General features: G+C 71.5%; 7 protein-coding genes. 3 read left to right on the top strand and 4 right to left on the bottom strand.

Features of this window, described 5'->3' with window-relative positions:
- Positions 1 to 58: 58 nt before the first annotated feature.
- From ACFU7Y_RS37165 to leuA, 4 genes are all read right to left on the bottom strand, one after another.
- Positions 59 to 892, bottom strand: coding sequence for an isoprenyl transferase (locus ACFU7Y_RS37165; protein ID WP_224279476.1), 834 nt, complete (start codon positions 890 to 892; stop codon positions 59 to 61).
- Between the two features lie 4 nt (positions 893 to 896).
- Positions 897 to 1,643 (bottom strand): DNA repair protein RecO, encoded by a 747-nt coding sequence (recO, locus tag ACFU7Y_RS37160; protein WP_224279474.1) that lies wholly within the window; start codon positions 1,641 to 1,643, stop codon positions 897 to 899.
- 225 nt (positions 1,644 to 1,868) lie between these two features.
- Complete coding sequence (locus tag ACFU7Y_RS37155; RefSeq protein WP_224279472.1) at positions 1,869 to 2,564, bottom strand: TerB family tellurite resistance protein; 696 nt, start codon at positions 2,562 to 2,564, stop codon at positions 1,869 to 1,871.
- Positions 2,565 to 2,803: 239 nt separating this feature from the next.
- Complete coding sequence (gene leuA, locus ACFU7Y_RS37150; RefSeq protein WP_380771000.1) at positions 2,804 to 4,600, bottom strand: 2-isopropylmalate synthase; 1,797 nt, start codon at positions 4,598 to 4,600, stop codon at positions 2,804 to 2,806.
- Between the two features lie 330 nt (positions 4,601 to 4,930).
- Here leuA and ACFU7Y_RS37145 point away from each other — a divergent pair, with 330 nt between their 5' ends.
- The 3 genes from ACFU7Y_RS37145 to ACFU7Y_RS37135 all read left to right on the top strand — a co-directional run bounded on the left by ACFU7Y_RS37145 (position 4,931) and on the right by ACFU7Y_RS37135 (position 6,662).
- The gene (locus ACFU7Y_RS37145; protein ID WP_380770999.1) at positions 4,931 to 5,953 is read left to right on the top strand and encodes a M4 family metallopeptidase; all 1,023 of its coding nucleotides are present in this window, start codon (positions 4,931 to 4,933) and stop codon (positions 5,951 to 5,953) included.
- Positions 5,954 to 6,057: 104 nt separating this feature from the next.
- On the top strand, positions 6,058 to 6,324 hold the full coding sequence (locus tag ACFU7Y_RS37140; protein WP_049651101.1) for a protealysin inhibitor emfourin: 267 nt from the start codon (positions 6,058 to 6,060) through the stop codon (positions 6,322 to 6,324).
- 119 nt (positions 6,325 to 6,443) lie between these two features.
- The gene (locus ACFU7Y_RS37135) at positions 6,444 to 6,662 is read left to right on the top strand and encodes a hypothetical protein (protein ID WP_380770998.1); all 219 of its coding nucleotides are present in this window, start codon (positions 6,444 to 6,446) and stop codon (positions 6,660 to 6,662) included.
- The last annotated feature ends 47 nt before the right edge of the window (positions 6,663 to 6,709 follow it).

The following is a 6,709-nucleotide window of genomic DNA, read 5'->3' as shown; positions in this document are numbered from 1 at the left end:
GGAAAGGACCGACCAGGAGCCGCCCGGTGGGTCCTTTCCGTCGTCCGCGCGGACGGTCTCAGCGCTGGGACGGCACCGGCGCGCCGACCTCGTTCGGGATCGCCCCGCCGAAGCGCCGGTCGCGCATCGCGAACTGCTCGCAGGCCCGCCACAGGTCGCGGCGGTCGAAGTCCGGCCAGAGCACGTCCTGGAACACGAACTCGGCGTAAGCCGACTGCCAGAGCAGGAAGTTGGACGTGCGCTGCTCGCCGCTGGGGCGCAGGAACAGGTCCACGTCCGGCATGTCCGGGTGGTACATGTACCTGGCGAGGGTCTTCTCGTTGACCTTCTTCGGGTCGAGCTTCCCGGCCGCGACGTCCCGGGCGATCGCCTGCGCCGCGTCGGCGAGTTCGGCCCGGCCGCCGTAGTTGACGCACATGTAGAGCGTGACGGCGTCGTTGTCCTTGGTCTGCTGCTCGGCGACCTGGAGCTCCTGGACGACGCTCTTCCACAGCTTGGGCATCCGGCCCGCCCAGCGGATCCGCACGCCCATCGCGTCCATCTCGTCGCGGCGGCGGGCGATGACGTCCCGGTTGAAGTTCATCAGGAACTTCACCTCGTCGGGCGAGCGCTTCCAGTTCTCGGTGGAGAACGCGTACAGCGAGATGTTCTTGACCCCGAGCTCGATGGCGCCCTTGAGGACGTCCAGCACCACGGACTCGCCGACCTTGTGGCCCTCGGTGCGGGGCAGCCCGCGCTCCTTGGCCCAACGGCCGTTGCCGTCCATCACGATGGCGACGTGGTCGGGCACCAGCTCGCCGGGGATCTTCGGGGGCTGTGCGCCGCTGGGGTGCGGGGTCGGGGGGACGTACGTCCTCTGCTTGCCGCCGCCGAAGAGCCGTCGCGCTGCCATGTGCTCACTTCTCCACGTATCTCATCGAGCGGATGCCCCGCTCCAGGTGCCACTGCAGATAGGCCGCGACCAGGCCGCTGCCCTCCCGCCAGTACCGCGGCTCGCAGGCGTCGGCCGTCTGCCAGTCCCCTGACAGCAGCGCCCCGAGCAGTACCAGTGTCTCAGGGGAGGGTACGGCACATCCGGGCACTCGGCAGTCCCCGCAGAGCACCCCGCCCGCGGGGAGGGAGAAGAATCGGTTCGGCCCCTCCAGGCCGCATTTGGCGCAGTCGGTGAAGCTCGCGCCGTACCCGTTCACCGCGAGCGAGCGCAGCAGGAAAGCGTCCAGCACCAGGTGCGATTCGTGCAGCCCGGCCGCCAGCGTCCGCAGCCCGCCCACCAGCAGCAGGTACTGCTGGACGGCCGGCTCGCCCTCGTTCTCGGCGAACCGCTCGGCGGTCTCCAGCATCGCGGTGCCGGCCGTGTAGCGGCCGTAGTCAGTGACGATCGAACCGCCGTACGGCGCGATGGTCTCCACCTGGGTGCAGAGCGGCAACCCGCGGCCGACCAGCTCACTCCCCCGACTGAAGAACTGCACGTCCACGTGCGAGAACGGCTCCAGTCGGGCGCCGAACTTGGACTTGGTCTTCCGCACCCCGCGCGCGACCGCCCGCACCTTGCCGTGCTGGCGGGTCAGCAGGGTGATGATCCGATCGGCCTCGCCGAGCTTCTGCGCCCGCAGCACGACGCCGTCGTCCCGGAAAAGACTCATGGGGACCATTCTCCCCCACCCGCCCCGGCGCCGGACGGCCGTCCTCGCCCGCGCCGGGCGCCGGACAGCCGTGTTGCCCGCACCGGCGGCCGTGGGGGAGGACCACTGCGGTGCGGGTCACGGCGGGCCCGGGGTGGGGAGTCCGGGCCCGTTGTGGGGGATTCGGAGGTGGTCTTCGGATCTTCGGAGGTGCGGACGGCACCGCTGGGCGAGCGGCGAGCGGCGCTACTTGTACGGCGCCCTGGTCGCCGCCTCCAGCAGCGCTCCGACCCGGGACTGCGGCAGGTCCAGGCAGCGCCCGACCGCGGCCAGTGCCTCGCGCTCCTGCGGCAGGTAGCGCCCGTCCGCGAGCGCGATCGCCGCACCCTGCAGCAGCAGCCGCTCGCGGCCGTGGTGGGCCAGGTGCGGGGTGAGCGGTTCGAGCACCGCGTGCAGCTCGACGGCCAGGCCGCCGAACTCCCCCAGCCTCCGGCTGGGAGGTGTCCCCGGTTCGCGGGCGTCGTAGAGCTCGCCGCCGAGCCCGGAGAGCGCGGCGAGCGCCGCCAGCACCTGGGCCTCGCCACAGTCCTCGAACCCGGCCTCGCGCACCGCCGCGCAGGCCGCGTCGCGGGCCGCCGGGTGGGCGGTGCCGCCGGCCGCGAGCAGGGCCAGCGCGATGGTGTACTGGGCGTCCCGCAGCATCGCGCCGAGGCGCACGCAGGTGGGCTGCTCCAGGCTCTCGACGCCGTACCGGCCGTGGCAGCCGGTGCACTGCACGCTGTCGATCACCGGGCCGAGCGGGACCACCGGCGTCCCCAGCAACCGCAGCCACCGCCGGCCGTGCTGCCGGCGGTAGTTGCGGTCCCCGCCACAGCCCGGGCAGAAGAAGTCACCGAGAACGTCAGTCCGCCATCGCGGGCGAACACCCCACAACCTGGTCACGGCGCCACTCCCCAGACATGGCAGGCGGCCTGCTCGACAATGGGCAGGTCACGCGACCGGACACCGAGGCCGTCCCACCGACCCGGCTTTCCGGTGGATCGATGTTGCCACGGTTACCGGCACGTGTCAGTACCTCGAACGGCTTCCGATTCGAAAAAATGTGGCGCAGGCCACAACGCCCGGCGGAGACGGCGAAGGGCCGCCCCGCGGGACGGCCCTTCGTGCACCACCCGTTCGAATTAACCGCGCTGCGAGCGGTTGACGGCGCTGATCATGGCCTTCAGCGAGGCCAGCACGGTGTTGCCGTCGATGCCCACGCCCCACAGCACCTTGCCGTCCACCGCGCACTCCACGTACGCGGCGGCCTGGGCGTCGCCGCCCTCGCTCAGCGCGTGCTCGGCGTAGTCCAGGACGCGCACGTCCACGCCGATCCGGGCCAGCGCGTCGGCGAAGGCCGAGACCGGGCCGTTGCCGGTACCGGTCAGGGTCACCGGGACGCCGTCCACCAGGGCCTCGGCGGTCAGCGCGTCCCGGCCGTCCTCGGTGGTCAGGGTGCGCGAGCCGCTCAGCGAGATCCGGCCCCACGGGTTGCCGGTGGTCGGCAGGTACTCGTCCTCGAAGACCCGCCAGATCTCGGCCGGGCTGACCTCGCCGCCCTCGGCGTCGGTCTTGGCCTGGATGATCCGGGAGAACTCGATCTGCATCCGGCGCGGCAGGTCCAGCTTGTGGTCGTTCTTCAGCACGTACGCCACGCCGCCCTTGCCGGACTGGCTGTTGACCCGGATGACCGCCTCGTAGGTGCGGCCGACGTCCTTCGGGTCGATCGGCAGGTACGGCACGCCCCAGGTGTGCTCGTCCACCGGCACGCCCGCGGCCGCGGCGTCCGCCTCCAGGACGTCGAAGCCCTTCTTGATGGCGTCCTGGTGCGAGCCCGAGAAGGAGGTGTACACCAGGTCGCCGGCGTACGGGTGGCGCGGGTGCACCTCCATCTGGTTGCAGTACTCGGCGGTGCGGCGTACCTCGTCGATGTCGGAGAAGTCGATCTGCGGGTCGATGCCCTGCGAGAACAGGTTCATCCCCAGCGTCACCAGGTCGACGTTGCCGGTCCGCTCGCCCTGACCGAACAGGCAGCCCTCGATGCGGTCGGCACCCGCCATGTAGGACAGCTCGGCGGAGGCGACGGCGGTGCCGCGGTCGTTGTGCGGGTGCACCGACAGGCAGACGAACTCGCGCCGGGACAGGTGGCGCGACATCCACTCGAACTGGTCGGCCTGCACGTTCGGGGTGGCCCGCTCGACGGTGGCGGGCAGGTTCAGGATGATCTCGCGGCCCTCGCCCGGCTGCCAGACGTCCATGACCGCCTCGCAGACCTCCAGTGCGAAGTCCAGCTCGGTGTCGACGAAGATCTCCGGCGAGTACTGGTAGCCGAAGACGGTGTCCTCGCCCAGCAGCTTCTCCGCGTACTCCATCACCAGCCGGGTGCCCTCGGTGGCGATCGCCTTGGTGGCCGCCTTGTCGTTGCGGAACACCACCCGGCGGAACAGCGGCGCGGTCGCGTTGTACAGGTGGACGGTCGCCCGCGGAGCGCCGACCAGCGACTCGACGGTCTTCTCGATCAGCTCCTCGCGGGCCTGCGTCAGCACCGAGATGGTGACGTCCTCGGGGATCGCCCCCTCCTCGATCAGCGACCGCACGAAGGCGTGGTCGGTGGCCCCGGAGGAGGGGAAGCCGACCTCGATCTCCTTGTAGCCCATCTTCACCAGCAGGTCGAACATCATGCGCTTGCGGGCGGGCGACATCGGGTCGATCAGCGCCTGGTTGCCGTCCCGCAGGTCGGTGGAGAGCCAGCGCGGCGCCCTGGTGATCACCGTGTCCGGCCAGGTGCGGTCCGGCAGGTCGACGGTGCCGAACGGCAGGTAGCGCCCGTACCGCATGCCCGAGGGCCGCTGGCGCACCGAGGCGGCGGTGATCGGGGTCGGGCGGTCGACGAAGGGGCGACCGGCGGGGACGGGCGCGGCGGAGTTCTGCTCGGTCATGGAGGTGACTCGGCTTCCTGTGATGCGTGGTGCGGGCGGGTCGGGGGTGGTCAACACCGACTGGCCGGCCTCTGCTGCCGCTGGCGACACACCGTCGGATCGCCGATCGCGCACAGCTCGTTCCCCGCGGCGAGGGAGCCGGCCCCAGTGGACTACAGGCCCTCGACGCGGCAGCTAAGAAGAAGCAGCCCGTTGCGCATGATGGGCCCCAGCGTAACCCAGCACCGCGCGCCCCCGAAGTGATCCGGGCTTCCGTTCCACCCCTTGAGACACCGGCCGGCCATGTCAAAGGTGGTGACAACCGGTCATCGAGGCCTCACCCTGGGCCACATGGCTGCAGTAGTACCGATCTGCACGATCGTCCCGCCGTACGTCCTGGACCGCCTCGCCGAGGCCGGTCACGAGCCCGCCATCCACTCCCTGGCCCTCGACGCCGCGCACCGCGCGGCCCGTCTCTCCCCGCCCCCGCCCGTCGCCGGCGTCCCGGGGCTCAACCGGGTCATCTACGACGCCGGCCACGCCCAGCGACTGCCCGGCCGCACCGTGCGCACCGAGGGCCTGGGCGCGTCCTCCGACAGCTCCGTCAACCACGCCTACGACGGCCTCGGCGCCACCTTCGCGCTCTACGCCGACGTCTTCGGCCGACACTCGATCGACGACCGGAACCTGCGGCTGGACGCCAGCGTCCACTACGGCCGCAACTACGACAACGCCTTCTGGAACGGCCACCAGATGGTGTTCGGCGACGGCGACAACGTGGTGTTCGGCGACTTCACCGCCTGCATCGACGTCATCGGCCACGAACTCACCCACGGCGTCACCCAGTTCACCGCCGGACTGGAGTACCAGGACCAGCCCGGCGCGCTCAACGAGTCGGTCTCCGACGTCTTCGGCTCGCTGGTCAAGCAGTACTCGCTGCACCAGAGCGCCGCCGACGCCGACTGGCTGATCGGCGCCGGGCTGCTCGCCCCGGGCGTCCAGGGCGTGGCGCTGCGCTCGATGAAGGCGCCCGGCACCGCCTACGACGACCCGCAGCTCGGCAAGGACCCGCAGCCCGCGCACATGCGGGACTACGTGAACACCTCCCAGGACAACGGCGGGGTGCACATCAACTCCGGCATCCCCAACCACGCGTTCTACCTGCTGGCCACCGCACTCGGCGGCTCGGCCTGGGAGCGCGCGGGGCGGATCTGGTACGACGCGCTGACCGGGCGCACGCTGCCCGCCGACGCCGACTTCACCGCCTTCGCCCGGGCCACCGTGGCCGCCGCCAAGGCCCGCTACCCCGACGACGGGTCGGTCGCGGACACCGTCACCGCCTCCTGGGCGCAGGTCGGGATCAGCCCGGGGTGACGGAGCGCGCCTGAAGGGTGGTTGAGACCGGGTTGAGGCGGGCTTAAGGTCACGGTCCGGGAAAAGCCCGGCAAAACCCCGCCCTGCGTAGCACCATGGACACCATGCGCATCCAGGTGACCCGGACCGGCGGCTTCGCGGGGATCGTCCGCCAGGCGGAGATCGACACCGCCGACCGCACGGACGCCCCGCACGTGCACGCGCTCGCCCGCGAGGCCGTCGCGGGCGGGCTGCGCGCACCCTCGTACGGGGTGCCGGACGGCTTCCACTACGAGATCACCGTCGACGGCCGGTCGGTGTACTGCGCCGATCCGAAGCTCACCGACTCCCAGCGCGAGCTGGTCTCCCTGGTGCTGCGCGAGGGCGCGTAACGCCCCCCGCACGCCTGCCGGCTGACATACCATCTGGTGATCTTGAAAGGCAGTCCGCCGGCTGCGGCCCCCTCGGGTCGCGGCCGGGCGGACCGATCACCACGAACGGGGAGTTCGGCATGGCCGCACACACGGGGACCACCGCGAGACGGCTTGGCATCGGCGCCGCGACGATCGTGCTGGGAGGCCTGCTGACCGCCTGCGGCTCGGGCTCGGCCACCGGCTCGCTGGCCGCCGGCGTCGGGCGGGCGCAGTGGCCCGACTTCCAGACCGTGCTCACCGACAAGGCGGTGCTGAAGCAGACCCTGCCGAACCGGGCCGCCGCCAAGGCCGGCTGAGCCGCGCCTCCCGACTGCCGAGGGCCCGCCCGGAATCGTTCCGGGCG

Origin of the sequence: Kitasatospora sp. NPDC057542 (genome assembly GCF_042801945.1) — a bacterium.
Taxonomy (GTDB): Bacteria; Actinomycetota; Actinomycetes; order Streptomycetales; family Streptomycetaceae; genus Kitasatospora.
The sequence above is the reverse complement of the archived record's forward strand: the minus strand, read 5'-3'. Positions and strand labels throughout refer to the sequence as shown.